This is a genomic window from Cellulomonas sp. ICMP 17802, from assembly GCF_041295535.1.
Classification (GTDB): Bacteria; Actinomycetota; Actinomycetes; order Actinomycetales; family Cellulomonadaceae; genus Cellulomonas.
On sequence record NZ_JBGFQZ010000011.1, the window covers coordinates 36,940 to 54,011 of the forward strand.

The following is a 17,072-nucleotide window of genomic DNA, read 5'->3' on the forward strand; positions in this document are numbered from 1 at the left end:
CCGTGGACCCGTGACGCCCTCAGTGGTGGCGCAGCGCGTCGACCAGCTCGGCCTTGCTCATCGACGAGCGACCCTCGATGTCGAGTTCGCTCGCGCGCTTCCTGAGCTGCGCGAGGGTCCAGTCGTCGTACGAGCCGGACCGTCCGCCCGTCGACGCGACCGCGCGCCTGCTGGAGCCTGCGCTCGCGTTGGCGATCCGCGCCGATTTCTCCTTGCTGTTGCCCTCGTCGCGGAGGGCCTCGTAGACCTTCTTGTCCTTCACGCTCGGACCAGGATCGCGACCGGGCATCGGGCACCTCCCTCGTGCGGCCACACCCGTCCGGCGTCGTCTCCACTGTGGATCGGGCGGCCGCGGGTCTGCACGCCGTACCAGCCGCCCGCAGCGGGGGCTCGGGTGCCGTCAGCGGTACTCGGGGTTCTCGAAGTCGAAGCGGTTCCCGGCGTCCCACGCCGAGCGCTGGTTACCGTAGCCGGGGATGCCGCCGGCGTCCCGGAGGAGCCTGGCCAGGTGCATGAGGTTCCACGTCATGAACGTGGTGTTGCGGTTGGTGAAGTCGTTCTCGGGGCCGCCGCTGCCGGGGTCGAGGTAGGACGGGCCGGGGCCGGCCTCGCCGATCCAGCCGGCGTCGGCGTTCGGCGGGATGGTGTACCCGACGTGCTGCAGCGAGTAGAGGACGTTCTGGGCGCAGTGCTTGATGCCGTCCTCGTTGCCGGTGATCAGGCAGCCCGCGACGCGTCCGTAGAAGAGGTACTGGCCCTTGTCGTTGAGCAGGCCCGAGAGCGAGTAGATCCGCTCGATCAGCCGCTTGGTGACGCTCGAGTTGTCGCCCAACCAGATCGGGCCCGCCACGACGAGGATGTCGCTGGCGAGGATCCCGGGGTAGAGGTCGGGCCACTCGTCGGTGGCCCAGCCGTGCTCCCGCATGTCGGGGTAGACGCCGGTGGCGACGTCGTGGTCCACCAGCCGCAGCTCGCGGACGTCGACCCCGTGCTTGCGCATGATGGCGGCGCTGGCGTCCACGAGCCCCTGGGTGTGGCTGAGCTCGGGGCTGCGCTTGAGGGTGCAGTTGACGAAGGTGGCCGTCAGTCCGCTGAAGTCGGGTGCGCCGGGCATGCGTGACTCCTCAGGGGGTGCGTGCTGCAGGAAGGGGTGTCACCACGGCGGCGGCGACGTCGGTGCAGACCGGGACATATCTCCACGCTATCGAGCGCACCGGCCGATCGCGCTCGCGCGTCGCCCTCAGATGAACAGCAGCTGCGCGCCCTCGGTCTTCTCGATGAAGTCGCTGGCGCTGATGATCCCCTCGACGTCCGGGTCGAGGTCGTCGAGGGTCAGGTGGTTCATGTCCGCCGACAGCCGGCACGCCCACAGGTGCCCGCCGGACGCGACGATCTGCTCGAGGAACTCGGGCACGTCGGGCACGTCCAGCTCGGCGATCGCCTTCTTCAGCCTCGACGTCGCCATCGCGGTCATCCCGGGAAGACCGCCCAGGCCCTGCGGCATGTGCGTGGCGGTGTTGCCGAGCATCGTGAACTTCAGGTCGTCCATCGTCGCCTTGGTGATGATGTCCAGGCCCCAGAAGGTGAAGAACAAGTGGGTCTGGACGCCCTCGCCGAGCGCGGCGTTCGCCAGGATGAGGCCCGGGTAGGCCATGTCGAGGTTGCCCTTGGAGCAGATGATCGCGAGCGTCCGACCGGAGGGCTCGTCGTCGCCGAACTGGGGGACGACGGCCGGTGCGGTCTCGGTGGTGGTCATGGCAGTGCCTCTCGTCGTCGCGCGGGTCAGACGCAGCCCACGGGCTTCGGCAGCCCGGCGACGTACGCCATCTTCTTGGCCGGCTTCTGCGGGAACAGCCGGAACAGGTCCTTCACGGAGACCCCGCTGCCGGACGAGGCGCGGCGCAGGGTCGCCGTCTCGCCCCGCTGCGCGTAGTCCTCGCGCAGGAACGCCAGCACCGCGCGGTGCTCGTCGGTCAGGGTGAGGCCGATCTGGGCCGCCAGGACCGTGGCGAGCTCGTCGTCCCACTCCGACGGCTCGGTGAGGAACCCCTGTGCGTCGACGTGGACCTGGTGGCCGTCGAGGGTCGTGACTGGCATGGCGTGTCCCTTCCTAGGACGTGGTGGCGGGATCCTTCTTGCCGGCCATCGACATGGTCGGCGAGAGGGGCATCGGACGGCCGGGTAGCAGGACGTTCCAGTAGACCCAGCGGAACGCCAGCTTCCCGAGGTGGTTGGCCCGGGTCTCCTTCAGCAGGCTCATCGGCCCGACGTACGGCGCCGGGAACGTGCCGGGGAGCGGCTCGGTCTCATAGTTGAAGTCCAGGAGCAGGGCCTTGCGGTCGCCCGACTCGACGAAGCAGTTCGCGTGGCCGTCGAAGGAGTGCGTCATCGGGCGCCCGGCCGCCAGCTCGACCAGGTTGTCGACGAGCACGTCCACCGAGAAGTGCGCGACCGAGCCGGCCTTCGAGGTGGGGATGTCCGCGGCGTCGCCGACCGCGAAGATCCGCGGGTCGGCCGTGCTCTGCAGGGTGTGCCTGTCGACCCGGACGAAGCCGAGCTCGTCACCCAGGCCCGAGCGCGTGACGAACTCGGCGCCCATGTGCACCGGGACGGTGACGAGCAGGTCGAACGGCACCTCGCGTCCGTCGTACGAGACGAGCGTCCGGCCGTCCACGTGCTCGACCAGGAAGTCCGCCTCCACGGCGACGTCGCGGTCGACCAGCATCGACCCGAGACGTTCCGACGCGATCGGCTTGGTGAAGGCGCCGTCCAGGGGCGTGACGAAGGTCAGGCTGGTGGAGTCCCGCAGGCGGTGCCGGCGCAGCCAGTCGTCGGCCAGGAACGTGAACTCCAGCGGGGCCACGGGGCACTTGATGGGCAGGTCGGTCACGTGCACCACCAGCCGGCCACCCCGGAACCCGCGCAGCGCCTCCGCGAGGGCCTTCGCCCCGTCGAGCGTGTAGAAGTCGAAGATCGTGCGCCGCCACTCGTCGCCGAGCATCCCCGGTGTCTGGTCGGGGCGCAGGCACGAGCCCGACGCGATCACGAGGTAGTCGTAGGGGAGCAGGCGGCCGTCCAGCAGCAGCACCTCCCGGGCCGCCGCGTCGACGCGGTCGACGGCCTCGAGCACCAGCTCCACACCGTCGTGGACGAACGCGTGACGGGACCGCACCAGGCCGTCGGTCGGTCCGCCGAACGGCACGAACAGGAAGCCCAGCTGGTACGGGTGCTCGTCGTCGCGGTCGACCACCGTGATCGCCCACGTGTCGTCGAGCCGCCGGCGCAGCTCGTTCACCAGCATCGTGCCCGCGGTGCCAGCGCCCAGGACCACGATGTGCCTGGTCATCGCGGACTCCGCTCGAGGTGCCTGTCGCGTACCACGGCGCTCACTCCCTTGGGGGCGGGGGCGGCATCGCCGGGCGGCGGGCGCCCTCCACTCGCTCCCGGCCTTCGTCGCGGCAGGTCGGGCGCGTAGAGCAGAAGGTCCCGAGGTCGCGCCGGCGCCGAGTCGCGGGACTTCCGGCCCTGGGCGGGCGAGCCCGCGGCGCGGAGCCTGGTGGTGCGGGGGACACGGCCCGCAGGCGCGTGCCGGGAGCGGAGACCGGACATGGACGAGGAGCAGACGGTCCTCACGTTCCTGGGTGGCGCCGGGACCGTCACCGGCAGCGCGTTCCTGCTGGAGCACGCCGGCCACCGCCTGCTCGTCGACTGCGGCCTGTACCAGGGTGAGCGCCACTGGCGGCGCCTCAACTGGGAACCCTTCGCGGTGCCGCCCGAGGGGATCGACGCCGTCGTCGTCACGCACGCCCACCTGGACCACTGCGGGTACCTGCCCGTGCTGGTCCGGGGCGGGTTCCGCGGGCCGATCTGGCTCACCCGGTGGACCGCCGCGCTGGCAGCCATCGTGCTGCGCGACAGCGCGCACCTGAACGAGCGGGACGCGCAGTACGCCCGCGCCGGGGGGTACTCGCGGCACGACCCGCCGCTGCCGCTCTACACCGTGGAGGACGCGGACCGGGCGATCGACCGGTTCCGGTCGGTCGACTACGGCGAGCAGATCGTCGTCGGCGACGGCCTGCGCGCGGTGCTCTCGTCGGCCGGGCACGTGCTCGGCTCGGCGAGCGTCCTGGTCGACGCGGGCGGGTCGCGCGTGCTGTTCTCGGGGGATCTCGGACGGCCCACCCATCCCGTGCTCCCGTCCCGCGCCCTACCGCCCGACGCGGGCACGGTCGTCATGGAGTCCACCTACGGCGACCGGCGCCATCCCACCGTGGCGGTCGAGCACGCCGCCATGGCCGCGGCGATCCGCCGGACCGTCGCGCGCGGAGGATCCGTGCTCGTCGCGGCCTTCGCCATCGACCGCACGGCCCTGGTGCTGCAGGCGATCTCGACGATGATGCGCCAGGGAGCCATGCCCGAGGTGCCCGTCATGGTCGACAGCCCCATGGCCCTCGCCGCCCTGGACGTCTACCGCGAGGCGGCCGGCCTGGGCCAGCTGCGGGCCGGGATCGGCCCGGACCTGGTCGACCTGCCGACCCTGCGCCTCGCGCGCAGCCCCGGGGAGTCGATGGCGCTCAACCAGCCGCAGTCACCGTGCATCGTCGTCTCCGCGTCCGGGATGGCGTCCGGTGGCCGGGTGGTCCACCACCTGCGCGACTGGCTGCCGGACCGGCAGAACAGCGTCGTGCTCACCGGCTTCCAGGCGCCGGGAACCCGAGGTCGCGTCCTGGCGGACGGCGCGCGGGAGGTCAAGCTGCTCGGGCGGTACGTGCCCGTGCGGGCGGAGATCGTGCACGACGACGAGTTCTCCGTGCACGCCGACGCCGACGAGCTGCTGGAGTGGCTCGGGGAGATGGCGACCCCGCCGGCGACCGTCTACGTGGTGCACGGCGAGGAGCAGGCGTCCCGCGCCCTGGCGGAGCGGATCCGTGACGCGCACGACTGCGCGGTCACCGTCCCGCGGCGGGGCGAGCGGGTGCTCGTCGACTGACGGAGTCCGGAGCGAGCCTGAGGAGGCTGTGATGAAGGCACACACGGGTGACCGGCTCGTCGTGGCGGGCGGACACGTGGGTGATCCTGTCCGGGACGCCGAGGTCCTGGAGGTGCGCGGTGGCGACGGGGAGCCACCCTTCCTCGTCCGCTGGTCGGACTCCGGCCACGTGGGCCTGCTCTTCCCGGGCCCGGACGCCACCATCGGCGCGCCGGTGCCGCAGGACGCGCCGAGCCCGACGGCCTGATCGGCATGCGCGCCGGGACCGTACCGACCGAGACGGACGCCTGGGCCGTCGTCGGTCCGGGCGGTCGAGATCGTCTGGACCGCGGGCGACGCCCGGTGCCCGCCGTGGCGCCCGACGAGGTCCTGCTGCGGGTGCGGGCGTGCGGCGTGTGCCGCACCGACCTGCACCTCGCCGACGGCGACCTGCCTGCCCGGGCGCCCCGTGCCGTCCCGGGACACGAGGGCGTGGGGGAGGTGGTCGCCCGCGGGGGAGCCGTGCGCCGGTTCGAGCTCGGCGACCGGGTCGGTGTGCCGTGGTTGCGCCGCACCTGCGGTCGGTGCCGGTGGTGCACCTCGGGGGCGGAGAACCTCTGCCCCGCCTCGCTCTACACCGGCTGGGACGCGGACGGGTGCTTCGCCACCTACGCCGTGGTGCCCGCCGCCTTCGCCTACCCGATCCCCGACGAGCTGACCGACGTCGAGGCCGCACCACTGCTGTGCGCCGGCATCATCGGCTATCGGGCGCTCCGGCTCGCCGAGCTGCCGCGTGGGGGGCGGCTCGGCATCTACGGGTTCGGCGCGAGCGGCCACCTCACGGCGCAGGTCGCCAGGGGGCAGGGTGCCGAAGTCCACGTGCTGACCCGCGATGCCGGGGCGCGTGAGCTCGCCGTCGAGCTGGGCGCGGCCTCCGTCGGCGCGGCCTTCGATCGGCCGCCCGTCTCGCTTGACGCGGCGATCCTCTTCGCCCCCGCGGGGGAGCTGGTCCCGGTCGCCCTGGAGGCGCTCGGGCCCGGCGGCACGCTCGTGATCGCCGGCATCCACCTCACGGACATCCCGACCCTGAGCTACGCGCGGCACCTCTTCCGCGAGCGCCAGGTCCGCAGCGTGACCGCCAACACCCGCCGCGACGGCGAGGAGCTGTTCCAGGTCGCCGCGGCGGTCCACGTGCGGGCCCGGACGGTCGTGTACCCGTTCGACCACGCCGACCAGGCCCTCGACGACATGGCCGAGGGCAGGCTGACCGGCGCCGCCGTCCTGACGATGCCCGAGCCCTAGGAGCGTCGTCGCCACCCGTCGCGGAGAGTCGCCCTGCTCAGTGCGTCTCGGCCGCGGGCTCCGGGTGGACGACGACCACGGGGCACGTGGCGTGGTGCAGGACGGCCTGGCTCACGGACCCGAGCAGCAGCCCACGGAACCCTCCGCGACCCCGCGACCCGACGACCAGCAGCTCCGCGTCGACGGCGGCGCTGAGCACCACGTGGGCTGCCCCGCCACGCCGGACCACGGGCCGGACCTCGACGTCCGGGTACCGCTCGGCGTGCCCCGCCAGGCTCTCGGAGAGCAGAGCCTTCTCCGCGACCCGCAGCTCCTCGATCTCCTCCGGCATCCACGGGGGGACCGGGCCCATCATCGCGGGCAGCTCCCAGGCGTGGACCGCGACGAGCGGGACGCCCCGGCGGGAGGCCTGGTCGAAGGCCAGGTCCACGGCGCGCTGGCTGGTCGGGGACCCGTCGACGCCCACCACGACCGGGAGACCGGCCGACGGCGCGGCCTCGGTGTGGCGGCGCACCACCACGACAGGACAGTGCGCGTGCGTCGCGACGGCGATGCTCACGGAGCCGAGCAGGAGTCCGGCGAAGCCGCCGCGTCCCCGCGACCCGACGACCAGCAGCCGGGCGTCGGCACTCTGCTCCGTGAGGACGGCGGCGACGCTCTCGCGCACCTCGAGCTGGGTGCTCACCTCAAGGTCCCCGTCCACCGCGTAGGCGCGTTCGGTCGCGTCCGCGAGCACCTGGCCGCCGGCCTGGGCCGACAGGTCCAGCGGTCGGTCACCCACCACGAACCCGTCCACGACGGTGCGTGTGACGTGCACGATCCGCAGCGGCAGGTGCTCGCGCGCCGCCTCCCGTGCTGCCCAGGTCAGGGCGTCGGCGGCGTGCGCCGACCCGTCGTACCCCACCACGATCGTCCGGCTCATCTCGCACCTCCGCTGAGATCCCGTCGTGCCACTCCGGTCGACACCTCCACCCTGTGTCGCCCCTGCGCGCCCGCCGTAGGGTCCGAGGTCCCGAGGTGGGAAGAGCGCGGTGGCGACGCCGACGAGCACCATCACCGCCGGCCAGTACGCGAGGGCGGACAGCGCCAGCGAGACGACGTGCCCGCCCCCACCGCCCGACCCGTCGTACGCCCACCCGAACAGCGCACCGCCGGCCAGCAGCAGGACGGCCGAGCCGACGGCGGGGGTCGGCGAGCCACCCGTCGGATCGGCCACGGTGCGCTGATGTTCGCTCGAGCGTCACCGACCGTTCGTCCGCGTCACGGGTTGGCCTGTGATGGTGGGTGGGTTGTCCGGGATGTCGCGTCCGCACCGCACCGCACCCATCGGGGGAATCGATGAAGCTTCGCCGCACTGCTCTGCCCACGGTCCTGGCTGTCCTTGCCCTTGTCGGCACTGTCGCCGGGCCCGCTTCGGCCTCGTCCGACCAGGGCGAGGAGCAGCACAGACTCGGGCAGTACTCGTTCGCGATCATCGGGGACGTCCCCTATGGGGACGCGCAGATCGCGGCGTTCCCGGCGTGGATCGACCAGATCAACGCCGCCGACCCGGAGCTGACCTTCCACGTCGGCGACATCAAGAACGGCTCGTCCCGGTGCGACGACCCGTACTACGCGCTCATCAAGTCGGACTTCGACCGCTTCAAGTCCCCGCTGATCTACACCCCCGGGGACAACGAGTGGACCGACTGCCACCGGGTGAACAACGGCGGGTACAACCCTCTGGAACGGCTCGCGTTCGATCGGTCGGTCTTCTTCGCGCACCCGGGCTGGTCGCTCGGGCAGCACCCGATCAGGCTCGACACGCAGGCGCGCCGCGGGTACCCGGAGAACGTGCAGTTGCGTCGCCACCGGGTGGACTTCGCCGTCATCCACGTGGTCGGCAGCAACGATGGCCTGCAGCCGTGGAGCGGCCTCGGCAACACGGCCGCGACGCCCGAGCAGACCGCCGCCGAGGCTGCGCGGATGGCGAACGCGCTCAAGGTGGTCCACGAGACGTTCGCCACTGCCCGGCAGCGGCACGACCGGGCCGTGACCGTGCTCCTGCAGGCCGACATGTTCGACCCGACCTACACGCCGGCGTGGACGGACATCTCGGCCTTCCAGCCCTTGGTGCAGTCGCTCGTCGACGAGTCGCGTCGGTTCGACGGGCAGGTGTACCTCGTCAACGGCGACAGCCACGTCTACAACGACGACCAGCCGCTCGCGGCCGGTTCGCCATGGCTGACCACCTACGGCATCACCGGCTCGGCCGACAACCTGCGCCGCATCACCGTGGACGGCTCCAGCAACAACAACGACTGGCTCAAGGTCACGATCAACCCCCACGGCGCCGCCGACGTGCTGAGCTGGGAGCGCGTGCCCTACGAAACCCCATGACCGCCACGGCTTGGCTTCTACCTCGCACCCTCCCTGGCAGGGGTAGACCTCGCCGGGCCTTCGCCGACGCACCGCGACGAGGGGCGGTCGCGCGACGCTGCCGGGGTTGTCCCTGGACGCGTCGACGCCGGCCGGGGGGCGCCCGGCCGGCGTCGACGTGCTCGGCTCAGTCGACGGTGCCCCGCCAAGCACCCGTCTCGACGCCGCGCTCCTCGATGAACACGCGGAACCGCTCGAGGTCGGCCTTGACCTGGCGGTCGTCGACACCGACGGCCGCACCCACCTTCTCGACGACCGACTCCGGCTCCCAGTCGATGCGGGCAGCCACCCGCGTCCGATCCGCGTCGATCTTCTGGAACGTGACCACGCCCGAGTGCGTCGTGCCGTCGACGCTGCGCCACGCGACGCGCTGGTCCGGCTCCTGGTCGACGATCTCCGCGTCGAACTCCCGCGTCACGCCGCCGATCGACGTCCGCCAGTGCGTGAGGCGGTCACCGATCTGCCGGACCTCGTCGACTCCGCCCATGAACCGTGGGAACTCCTCGAACTGCGTCCACTGGTCGTAGACGGTCCTCAGCGGTGCCTGCACGTCGACGGTCTCCTCGACAGTAGCCATGCCGTTCTCCTCCTTCGTGGGGTGGGGGTTCGGTCACGTCACGCTACGAAGCGACCGGCAGACCCGCACGCCGTGAGCGGGTGATCACTCGCACGGACGGCCACCCTGCCGGCACTGCAGGCGCTCACGCCGTCGCGGCGACCGATCCTGAGAGCTTTGCCAGCAACTCGACGAGCCGGTCCTCGAGAGCCGACCTAGCATCGGCCTGCCGGACCGTCGCCGATCCGGCGCCAACGACGCAGAGGAATCCCGTGGGCATCCAGACCTCGCTCGACACGCTCCGCTCGGCCGAGCGCATCGTCGACGGCATGCGGCTCGCCGACGAGCTGGCCTTCGAGAGCACCCGGGATCCCGGCGTCCGGACCATCCGCGTGCTCACGGGCGCCCTGCACGACGCGGACCAGCTCGTCGCGATCGCCGCGGTGCACGCGCTGGCCAAGATCGGAGACGACGAGGCCTCGCGCGCCGTGGCCCGGCTCCTGTCCGACGAACGGCCGTTCATCCGCGAGCACGCCGCCTGGGTGCTCGGCTCGGGGCTCCCGCGCGCCGATGCGGTTGCCCGGCTCATCGGTTTGACCGAGTCCGGCGGGTTCGGCGGGATGCTTGCGCAGCGGACCCTCGAGCAGTGGTCGGCCGGCGCACCCGAGCCGGTCGCCGTGGGCCTCGAGGCTGCCCTGCTGGGGGTGACGGAGCCGGAGGCGCGGGCACGGATCGCGGAGACCCTCGGGCTCGTCCGGCACGCCGTCGCCGTCCGGCCCCTGCTCGCGCTCGCCGCGGACGTCACCGAGGACGAGCGGGTGCGGACCGCGGCGGTCGCCGCCCTGGGCCAGCGACCCGGCGACACCGCGGTGATCGGCCTGCTCAACCGGCTGGCCGGCGGCGAGGACGAGCTGGCGGACGTCGCCCGGCTGTCGCTCGTCGACATCGGTGCGGCCGCGTCGTGGCGGCGCGAGCCCGCGAGGGACGGCCTGAGCGTCGCCCAGCTGTTCCTGCACGCGGACATCGACGCCCGGCTGAGCGCGGCCGGCGCGGGAGACAACGGGGGCATCGCGACCCTGCTCGTGCGGCTCGGGGACGCGTTCGTCGCCGGCGAGCGGCGGCCGGTGGACCGGGTGCTCACGCTCTCGCGCGGCTCCGTCGCCGAGGCCGCCGCCGATCTCGGGACCCTCGGGGGCGGTGGGCACCACTACGGGCGGGTCCCGCTGCGTCACCAGCCTGTGCCGATGGCGGCGGCGTGGCCGCTGCGGGTCTCGGCACGCCGGGGCATCCGCCGCGTCCTGCGGGCCGCCGGCGGGGTCGACCTGATCCACCTGCGCATGGCCGACGTCGGCAGCCTGGCCGCCGCCGACGTGGCCAGCGAGCTCGACATCCCCGTCGTGTTCACGGTCGCGCCGGACCCGCACGCCGTCATCCAGTCGCTCGACCTCGCCGGCCGCCTCACGCGGCAGAACTTCGGCGTCGTCGACGAGGTGGAGCACTTCTGGTTCCGCGCCCGGCTGGTGCAGCGGCTCGCTGCCAACGCCGCGCACACGGTCCTGTTCCCGCGTCCGGAGCTGCGGCGCGACATGCGCGAGCTGGTCGGCATCGACGTCACGGCGCACCCCGAGCGGCACACGATCGTGCCGGAGGGCGTGGACCTCGTCGTCGTCGACCGCGCCGTGGCCGAGGCCGAGGCGCACGCCGCGGGCGACGAGCCGACGGAGGCGCTGCGCGAGCTGCGCGCCCTGGTGGCGGAGCTGCCCCGCGAGCGCCGGGAGCTGCCGCTGATCGTGAGCGTGGGGCGACTCCACCGGGTCAAGGGTGTGGCCACCCTGGTCGACGCGTGGGCTCGCGGCGGACTGCGCGAGCGCGCGAACCTGCTCGTCGTCGGGGGGGACCTGCAAGACCCGTCGGCCGACGAGCGGGAGCAGCTCGACGTCATCGAGGCCGTCGTGCCGACCGTCGAGCGGGCGTCCGCCGGCCTGCTGCTCCCCGGCCACCGCCCCAACGACGTGGTCGCCCGCTGGGTCGCGGCCGCGCGCACCGGTCTGCCCGGGCTCAGCGCGCCGCGGGGCATCTACGTGTGCGCGAGCCTCAAGGAGGAGTTCGGCATCGCGCTGCTCGAGGCGATGGCGTCCGGCCTCGTCGTCGTCGCGCCCGACGGAGGCGGCCCGGCCACCTACGTCGACGAGGGCGTGACCGGCTTCCTGACCGCCACCTGGCACGCCGACCGCCTGGCCGCCGCCATGGGGTCCGCGCTCGACGCGTCGCTCGCGGAGACGGACGCGCGCCGGGCGGGCCAGTCTCACGAGACCGTCGCGGCGAGCTTCACCATCCAGCGGATGGCGGACACGCTCGGTGACGTCTACCGACGGGTCGCGGCCGACGAGCTGGCGGCACGGTCGGCGTTGGTCGGTCAGGGATGACCCTCCTGGTCATCAGCCCGGACTACGCCTCGCACCTCATCCCGCTCGCGGCTCTCGCCACGGCGTGGCGCGACGCGGGGGAGCGGGTCGTGGTCGCCAGCGGCGACGCGACCGCGGGCATCGTCGACTCGTTCGGCTACGAGCGGGCGCCCTTGCAGCTCGGCCGGGGATCCAACCCCGGCGTGATCCGGGCGGAGCAGCAGGCGGACGCGGAGGCGGACTCGCTCCGCGGCTTCTTCGACGCGACGCGGCGCGGGATGGTGCCGACCCTGGCGTACCAGGCCCGCGAGCGCCTGGTCGACCTCATGTGGCAGCCGGTCGAGAAGGCGCGGGCGACCCTCGCGGTCGCGGACGCCGTGCGGCCCGACGCCATCCTCGTCGACCACCTCGCCTACGGCGCGCGGCTCGGTCTCTGGGCGGCGCAGGTGCCGTACGCCGACGTGGTGCTCGGGCACCCCACCGCCCTGCCCGTGGGCGACGAGGTCTACGGACGCCCGCCGGTCTGGCCACGTGCGTTCCGGCCCGACCCGGGCGAGCTCGCGGAGCTGGACGTGCTGTGCCGCCGGGTGGCCGCCCGGTTCACGGCCGAGTGGAACACGGCCGGTGCCCAGCTGGCGCCAGGGATCGCACCGGTCGACGACGCGTTCGCGCTGCACGGCCCGCTCGTGCTCTTCCACTACCCCGAGCTGCTCGCCGCGCCCGAGCGCGCCCCCCACCTGCCTCCGCACGAGTACCTCGGCGGCAGCCTGCGCGCCGAGGCCGCCGATCCCGAGGTCGACGCGTGGCTCGCCACCGCGGAGCCGTTCGTGTACGTCAGCTTCGGCAGCTTCCTGTCCGTCCGTGGCGACGTGCTGCGCACCGTGGTGGCGGCGCTGCGCGCGGCCGGTGTGCGGGCGGCCATCGCCAGCGGCGCCACCCCCGTCGACGAGCTGGGCGAGCTGCCCCCGGGCTGGCTGGTGCGTGAGTACCTCCCGCAGGTGCGCCTGCTCCGGGCAGCGGCGGTCCTGGTGACGCACGGCGGCAACAACTCGGTCACCGAGGCCGTCGGCACGGCGACACCGATGCTGGTCCTGCCGTTCTCGACCGACCAGTTCGCCGGCGCCGCAGCAGTCGAGCGGGTCGGCGTCGGCGAGGTGCTCGACCCGAACCTGGCGTCGGTGCGCGAGGTCCGCGACGCCGTTCTCCGTCTGCTCAGCGGCTCAGGCGCCGAGCTCCTGGCGGCCGAGGCCGCGTCCCTCGCTCAGGACCCCGGGCCGGCCAGGGCGTTCCGCGCGGTCGGCGCCTCGGCGATCAGCTGAGGCATGGTGGTGCGGTCGCCCGCGGCCGCCTCGTAGCGCGCCATCAGTCGGGCGTTCGCGTCGTACTGGTGGCCACGGCGCTCGGCCGGCACGTGATGCAGCGCGTACACGCGGCCGGCGGTCCGCACGGGCGGGCGCCCGAGCATCGTCTGGTGGGCGAGGTACCACGCGGCATCCTCGAAGCCCCACCCGCTGAACCGCTCGTCCTGCCCGCCGTGGGCGAACCACGTCGCAGGCGTCGTCACGGTGACGCCGGAGCACGCGCCCCGCACCAGCTCGAAGTCGCACTCGTCGGCGGGGACCCCGTCGGCGTACTGCGCACTGCCGGCGGCGCCGAACCACCGGTACTCCGTGTACGGCAGGTGCACGGCCCGCACCGCCGCCGCCGCCTCGATCGCGCGCAGCAGCGCATCCCGCTCGGGGAGCGTGTCGGCGTCGTTGAGCACCACGACGTCGTCGCCTCCCTCGGCGCCGACCGCCTGGTTGCGGCAGCGCGCGACGTTGAAGATCGCGTCGTCGGTGTCGATCGTGCGCAGCTCGACGTCCGGCAGGTGGCGCTGGTGCCACGTGACCAGCCGATCGAACGCGTCGAGCCGAGACGCCTGCGGTCGCCAGGGGACCGCGACGACGACTCTGCTCATCGGCACACGCTAAGTGCGCCGGGTCCCGCCTGCACGCGGGCGTCTCGGCGGTGGGCGTCCGCCGATCCGCAGCGCGGCTCGCCCGACGTGCTGCGGCACGCGAGGACAGATGGCTGAGGTGCGGCCTCTGACCTGCCTGTGCGGTGCCCCGAGTGGGATTCGAACCCACACTGGATCGGGTTTGAGCCGAACGCCTCTGCCGGTTGGGCTATCGGGGCCGTGCAGCAGGATAGCCGCGCCGACGAGCCCGGAGCGTCCGTCGTCCCTCGCGTGAGGACCTTGTTGCGCCTGGCGCGACACGGTCCTCACGCGGGCGTGGCGCGCCGCGTGGGCTGCCTCACAGGTGCAACCACTGCGAAGGCGGAGGTGCCGCCCACTACTCTGTGCACGTGAGCACCGACGCGACCCCCCCGAACGAGACGGCCCCCGACGCCGCCCTCGACCTGAGCAGCCCCGCTCCCGCGGGTGAGCCCACCCCGGCACCGAGCCGCCCCGCCCGGCGCGCCGTGGTCGCGGAGGACGAGGCGCTGATCCGGATGGACGTCGTCGAGACGCTGCGCGACGCCGGGTTCGACGTGGTCGGCGAGGCCGGCGACGGCGAGCAGGCCGTGCAGCTGGTCACGGAGCTCAAGCCGGACGTCGTCGTCATGGACGTCAAGATGCCCGTCCTCGACGGCATCTCGGCGGCGGAGCGCATCGGCAAGGCCCACCTCGCGCCGGTCGTGCTGCTCACGGCGTTCTCGCAGAAGGAGCTCGTCGAGCGGGCGCGCGACGCGGGCGCCATGGCGTACGTCATCAAGCCGTTCAGCCCCGCGGACCTGCTGCCCGCCGTGGAGATCGCGATCTCGCGGTACGCGCAGATCAGCGCGCTCGAGTCCGAGGTGGCCGACCTGGCCGAACGGTTCGAGACCCGCAAGCGCGTGGACCGGGCCAAGGGCCTGCTCATGACGAAGATGGGCCTGACGGAGCCGGAGTCGTTCCGGTGGATCCAGAAGACGTCGATGGACCGTCGCCTGACCATGCGCGAGGTGGCCGACGCGGTCATCGAGCAGGTGGGTGGCGGCTCGTCCTGACGGGTGAATGCCGAGGCCGGTCCGGGAAGCTCCGGGCCGGCCTTCGTCATGTCCGGGAGGGCGCGGATGCCGGTCAATCGTCCAGTTCGGCTAGTTACTGGTCGGTCACAACTTGGCAACAACCCACGCTGAGACATGTCGATTCACATCGCGGACACAAACAATGAGTACCTTCGCGCCACACCTGCAGGACTCCTACCGGGATCCCGCGGATCGCAGTACTCACAGAGGGGTACCACGCATGATTCGTTCGACTCACGCAGTTCGGGCCGCGGCCCTGGCCGGTGCAGCAGCGCTGGTCCTCGCCGCCTGTGGCGGCTCCGGTGACAGCGGCGGCGACGCGACCGACAGCGCCAGCGCGGCCGGCTCCACCGATCCGCTGATCGTCGGCACGCTCCTGCCGCAGACTGGATCGCTGGCCTACCTCGGCCCGCCCGAGATCGCGGGCGTCGGGCTCGCCATCAAGGAGATCAACGAGGCCGGCGGCGTGCTGGGCCAGGACGTCGTCCAGGAGGACGCCGACTCGTCCGACGCCGACCACGCCGAGGTCGCCACGCAGTCGGTGACCGACCTTCTCTCGAAGAAGGTCCAGGTCATCATCGGTGCGGCCTCCTCGTCGGTGACGCTGAACGTCGTGGACGACATCACGGCGGCCAAGGTCGTCCAGATCTCGCCGGCCAACACCGCCACGAAGCTGTCCGGCTACTCGCCGTTCTACTTCCGCACCGCTCCGCCGGACACGGTCCAGGGCGCGGCGCTCGGCAACCTGATCACCGGTGACGGCCACTCCAACGTGGGCATCCTCGTCTTCAACGACGACTACGGCACGTCGCTGCGCGACGTCGTCGAGAAGACGGTCGAGGACGCCGGCGGCACCATCACGTACGGCAAGAAGGGCCAGGAGTTCGACCCGGCTGCGAGCAGCTTCGACTCCGACATCACCGCCCTGCTGGCCACCAACCCCGACTCCGTCGTGGTCCTCGCCTTCGAGCAGACGAAGCAGATCATCCCTGCGCTCGTCGGCGCCGGCGTCGACCCGTCGACCATCTACCTGGTCGACGGCAACACGGCCGACTACTCGGCTGACTTCCAGCCGGGCACGCTCGAGGGTGCCCAGGGCACCATCCCGGGCGCGTTCCCGAGCGACGAGTTCCAGGCCAAGCTGAAGACGGTCGACGCCAACCTCAAGGACTTCGCCTACGGTCCCGAGTCGTACGACGCCACCATCCTCGCCGCGCTCGCCGCGGTGAAGGGCAAGGGCACCGACGGCACGACGATCCAGAAGAACCTGGCGGCGGTCTCGGGCGCGAACGGCGGCGAGGAGTGCTCCACGTTCAAGGACTGCGTCGCGCTCCTCGACGACGGCAAGGACATCCAGTACAAGGGCCAGGCCGGCGTGGGTCCGTTCAACGCGGACAACGACCCGTCCAGCGCCTTCATCGGCGTCTACAAGTACGGGGCCGACAACAAGAACGTCTGGGTGAAGGCGGTCGAGGGCTCGGTCAAGTGACCTTGCTCTGATCGCGTCGACAGACGCTGCACGATCACCGAGGGCCGGTGCGGAGCGATCCGCGCCGGCCCTCGGCGCGTCTCAGGACAGCTCGACGTCCACGACGAGGGCGCGGTGGTCGGACAGGCCCGTGTCCACGGTGTGGCCGGGCGCGAGGGCGCGGACCGGGCCGTCGGCGAGGATGTGGTCGAGCTGCCGGGCGGGGGCGTCGACGGGGTACGTCGGGCCGGTCGCCAGCGGTCGCATGCCGGTCGAGCGGGCCGGGCGGTCGCCCTCGAGGTTCAGGTCGCCCAGGAGCACCAGCGGGCGGGGGAGTGCGGTGAGCCCTCCGGTCAGGTGCCGCAGCTGACGCGCCGTCCAGCCCGGGATCACGGTCAGGTGGGTGCCCACCACCGTCAAGCGCCCCTCGGGGGTCTCCAGCACCGCCGCCAGGGCCGCGCGCGGCTCGTCGCGCACCAGGGACGGCCACCGGTTGCCGGGCCAGCGCACGGGAGCGCGCGTCCGCAGCGTCGGCAGCGCCAGCACCCGCCACTCGACCACCGGGAACCGGCTCAGCAGCGCGATGCCGTAGCTCGCGGTCGCAGGCTGGGCGTCGCCCGTGGCGGCGGTCCACAGGCCGGGCTCGCCGTGCAGCACGGCGGCGAAGCGGTGCTCCGGGGCGCCCATCGCCTCGGCGGCCACGGCGGTGAGGTCGGCGCCGTGCGATCGCGGCTGGTCGCGGTCCACCTCCTGCAGCGCGAGCACGTCCGCGTCGAGCGCCCGGACCGCAGCCGCGAACCGGTCGACGTCGACGGCGCCGTCGACCAGCGAGCGACCGTGCAGGATGTTGAACGTCGCGAGGCGCACCCCGACGATTGAACACGCCGACCTGCGGACGCG

At 72.8% G+C, this 17,072-nt stretch carries 17 protein-coding genes and 1 tRNA gene; 8 read left to right on the forward strand and 10 right to left on the reverse strand.

Translation table 11 applies throughout. The features are described 5' to 3' along the window. Positions 1-19 precede the first annotated feature (19 nt). The 5 genes from AB5970_RS10800 to sqr form a co-directional block, all read right to left on the reverse strand. Positions 20-289: a DUF7218 family protein gene (locus AB5970_RS10800; RefSeq protein WP_370503944.1), complete on the reverse strand. Its 270-nt coding sequence runs from the start codon at positions 287-289 to the stop codon at positions 20-22. A 111-nt stretch (positions 290-400) separates the two neighbouring features. Then, the gene (locus AB5970_RS10805; protein ID WP_370503945.1) at positions 401-1,114 is read right to left on the reverse strand and encodes a flavodoxin family protein; all 714 of its coding nucleotides are present in this window, start codon (positions 1,112-1,114) and stop codon (positions 401-403) included. 126 nt (positions 1,115-1,240) lie between these two features. Further along, complete coding sequence (locus AB5970_RS10810) at positions 1,241-1,756, reverse strand: DsrE/DsrF/DrsH-like family protein (RefSeq protein ID WP_370503946.1); 516 nt, start codon at positions 1,754-1,756, stop codon at positions 1,241-1,243. Positions 1,757-1,782: 26 nt separating this feature from the next. After that, positions 1,783-2,097, reverse strand: a complete 315-nt coding sequence (locus tag AB5970_RS10815) for a TusE/DsrC/DsvC family sulfur relay protein (protein ID WP_370503947.1) — start codon at positions 2,095-2,097, stop codon at positions 1,783-1,785. Between the two features lie 13 nt (positions 2,098-2,110). Then, complete coding sequence (gene sqr, locus AB5970_RS10820) at positions 2,111-3,346, reverse strand: type III sulfide quinone reductase, selenoprotein subtype (RefSeq protein WP_370503948.1); 1,236 nt, start codon at positions 3,344-3,346, stop codon at positions 2,111-2,113. Between the two features lie 261 nt (positions 3,347-3,607). Between sqr and AB5970_RS10825 the strand changes: the two genes are divergently transcribed. The 3 genes from AB5970_RS10825 to AB5970_RS10835 are packed head-to-tail and all read left to right on the forward strand — an operon-like array spanning position 3,608 to position 6,271. Next, the gene (locus tag AB5970_RS10825) at positions 3,608-4,990 is read left to right on the forward strand and encodes an MBL fold metallo-hydrolase RNA specificity domain-containing protein (RefSeq protein ID WP_370503949.1); all 1,383 of its coding nucleotides are present in this window, start codon (positions 3,608-3,610) and stop codon (positions 4,988-4,990) included. 31 nt (positions 4,991-5,021) lie between these two features. Next, the gene (locus AB5970_RS10830) at positions 5,022-5,237 is read left to right on the forward strand and encodes a DUF1918 domain-containing protein (RefSeq protein WP_370503950.1); all 216 of its coding nucleotides are present in this window, start codon (positions 5,022-5,024) and stop codon (positions 5,235-5,237) included. A gap of 5 nt (positions 5,238-5,242) precedes the next feature. Continuing rightward, a complete protein-coding gene (locus tag AB5970_RS10835) occupies positions 5,243-6,271 on the forward strand; it encodes a zinc-dependent alcohol dehydrogenase family protein (protein ID WP_370503951.1) in 1,029 nt (342 codons plus the stop codon). A gap of 37 nt (positions 6,272-6,308) precedes the next feature. On the opposite strand, the gene AB5970_RS10840 is transcribed toward AB5970_RS10835, so the two are convergent. Beyond that, positions 6,309-7,487: a universal stress protein gene (locus AB5970_RS10840; RefSeq protein WP_370503952.1), complete on the reverse strand. Its 1,179-nt coding sequence runs from the start codon at positions 7,485-7,487 to the stop codon at positions 6,309-6,311. A 122-nt stretch (positions 7,488-7,609) separates the two neighbouring features. Here AB5970_RS10840 and AB5970_RS10845 point away from each other — a divergent pair, with 122 nt between their 5' ends. Then, positions 7,610-8,650, forward strand: coding sequence for a hypothetical protein (locus tag AB5970_RS10845; RefSeq protein ID WP_370503953.1), 1,041 nt, complete (start codon positions 7,610-7,612; stop codon positions 8,648-8,650). A 166-nt stretch (positions 8,651-8,816) separates the two neighbouring features. On the opposite strand, the gene AB5970_RS10850 is transcribed toward AB5970_RS10845, so the two are convergent. Then, complete coding sequence (locus AB5970_RS10850) at positions 8,817-9,266, reverse strand: SRPBCC family protein (RefSeq protein ID WP_370503954.1); 450 nt, start codon at positions 9,264-9,266, stop codon at positions 8,817-8,819. Between the two features lie 251 nt (positions 9,267-9,517). Between AB5970_RS10850 and AB5970_RS10855 the strand changes: the two genes are divergently transcribed. Further along, a complete protein-coding gene (locus tag AB5970_RS10855) occupies positions 9,518-11,671 on the forward strand; it encodes a glycosyltransferase (protein WP_370503955.1) in 2,154 nt (717 codons plus the stop codon). Then, positions 11,668-12,969 (forward strand): nucleotide disphospho-sugar-binding domain-containing protein, encoded by a 1,302-nt coding sequence (locus AB5970_RS10860; protein WP_370503956.1) that lies wholly within the window; start codon positions 11,668-11,670, stop codon positions 12,967-12,969. Before AB5970_RS10855 ends, AB5970_RS10860 begins: the two co-directional genes overlap by 4 nt. On the opposite strand, the gene AB5970_RS10865 is transcribed toward AB5970_RS10860, so the two are convergent. Together AB5970_RS10865 and AB5970_RS10870 are read right to left on the reverse strand one after the other, a co-directional pair. Further along, positions 12,912-13,610: a hypothetical protein gene (locus AB5970_RS10865; protein WP_370503957.1), complete on the reverse strand. Its 699-nt coding sequence runs from the start codon at positions 13,608-13,610 to the stop codon at positions 12,912-12,914. The genes AB5970_RS10860 and AB5970_RS10865 overlap by 58 nt on opposite strands. Positions 13,611-13,754: 144 nt before the next feature. Further along, a tRNA-Leu gene (locus AB5970_RS10870) sits at positions 13,755-13,828 on the reverse strand. Between the two features lie 225 nt (positions 13,829-14,053). Here AB5970_RS10870 and AB5970_RS10875 point away from each other — a divergent pair. Both AB5970_RS10875 and AB5970_RS10880 read left to right on the forward strand, forming a co-directional pair. Further along, entirely contained in the window at positions 14,054-14,683 is a 630-nt protein-coding gene (locus AB5970_RS10875; protein ID WP_370504004.1) for an ANTAR domain-containing response regulator, read from the forward strand. Between the two features lie 241 nt (positions 14,684-14,924). After that, entirely contained in the window at positions 14,925-16,193 is a 1,269-nt protein-coding gene (locus AB5970_RS10880) for an ABC transporter substrate-binding protein (RefSeq protein ID WP_370503958.1), read from the forward strand. 81 nt (positions 16,194-16,274) lie between these two features. On the opposite strand, the gene AB5970_RS10885 is transcribed toward AB5970_RS10880, so the two are convergent. After that, entirely contained in the window at positions 16,275-17,039 is a 765-nt protein-coding gene (locus AB5970_RS10885) for an endonuclease/exonuclease/phosphatase family protein (protein WP_370503959.1), read from the reverse strand. Positions 17,040-17,072 lie beyond the last annotated feature (33 nt).

Coding starts and splice junctions, on each gene's coding strand:
- AB5970_RS10800 (WP_370503944.1), bottom strand. CDS start 289: ATGCCCGGTCGCGATCCTGGTCCGAGCGTGAAGGACAAGAAGGTCTAC.
- AB5970_RS10805 (WP_370503945.1), bottom strand. CDS start 1,114: ATGCCCGGCGCACCCGACTTCAGCGGACTGACGGCCACCTTCGTCAAC.
- AB5970_RS10810 (WP_370503946.1), bottom strand. CDS start 1,756: ATGACCACCACCGAGACCGCACCGGCCGTCGTCCCCCAGTTCGGCGAC.
- AB5970_RS10815 (WP_370503947.1), bottom strand. CDS start 2,097: ATGCCAGTCACGACCCTCGACGGCCACCAGGTCCACGTCGACGCACAG.
- sqr (WP_370503948.1), bottom strand. CDS start 3,346: ATGACCAGGCACATCGTGGTCCTGGGCGCTGGCACCGCGGGCACGATG.
- AB5970_RS10825 (WP_370503949.1), top strand. CDS start 3,608: ATGGACGAGGAGCAGACGGTCCTCACGTTCCTGGGTGGCGCCGGGACC.
- AB5970_RS10830 (WP_370503950.1), top strand. CDS start 5,022: ATGAAGGCACACACGGGTGACCGGCTCGTCGTGGCGGGCGGACACGTG.
- AB5970_RS10835 (WP_370503951.1), top strand. CDS start 5,243: ATGCGCGCCGGGACCGTACCGACCGAGACGGACGCCTGGGCCGTCGTC.
- AB5970_RS10845 (WP_370503953.1), top strand. CDS start 7,610: ATGAAGCTTCGCCGCACTGCTCTGCCCACGGTCCTGGCTGTCCTTGCC.
- AB5970_RS10850 (WP_370503954.1), bottom strand. CDS start 9,266: ATGGCTACTGTCGAGGAGACCGTCGACGTGCAGGCACCGCTGAGGACC.
- AB5970_RS10860 (WP_370503956.1), top strand. CDS start 11,668: ATGACCCTCCTGGTCATCAGCCCGGACTACGCCTCGCACCTCATCCCG.
- AB5970_RS10865 (WP_370503957.1), bottom strand. CDS start 13,610: ATGAGCAGAGTCGTCGTCGCGGTCCCCTGGCGACCGCAGGCGTCTCGG.
- AB5970_RS10880 (WP_370503958.1), top strand. CDS start 14,925: ATGATTCGTTCGACTCACGCAGTTCGGGCCGCGGCCCTGGCCGGTGCA.